We start from the raw sequence: 510 nt of genomic DNA, 5'->3' as shown, positions 1-510 counted from the left end.
AGACGGCTTCATCTTCATCGTTGACCGCAAAAAAGACCTGATTATCTCCAAAGGCCAAAACGTCTATCCGCGTGAAATCGAAGAAGCCATTTACAAACTCGAAGCTGTGGAAGCCACTGCTGTAATCGGCGTGAGGGACCAATACGCCGATGAAGAAATCATTGCCTTTATCCAACTCAAAGAAGGCATGAAGCTGGAAGAAGCCGAAGTCCGCAGCCACCTGCGCGGCCTGTTGGCAAACTTTAAAATCCCAAAACAAGTCATCTTCCAAGACGAGCTGCCGCGCAATGCCACCGGCAAAGTGTTAAAACGCAAACTCAAAGAACAGTTTCAAGACTAAACCTCTGTTTCAGACGGCCCCTTGATTCATGCAGGCCGTCTGAAAACCTGTCATCAACAAACTTTTCAGACGGCCACGACCATGACTACACCTATACTCGAAATCGAAAACCTAAACGGCTCCTTTCCGAGCAAACAAGTTTTGTACGATATCAACCTTACCCTGCAACC

General features: G+C 47.5%; 1 protein-coding gene. It reads left to right on the top strand.

What is annotated here, in order from left to right:
- The coding region (locus ACTHUM_RS18765; protein ID WP_440403790.1) for an AMP-binding enzyme at positions 1-340 on the top strand (340 nt) is incomplete at its 5' end.
- Between the last annotated feature and the right edge of the window lie 170 nt (positions 341-510).

Source organism: Neisseria sp. P0021.S006 (assembly GCF_051956895.1).
The sequence above is the reverse complement of the archived record's forward strand: the minus strand, read 5'-3'. Positions and strand labels throughout refer to the sequence as shown.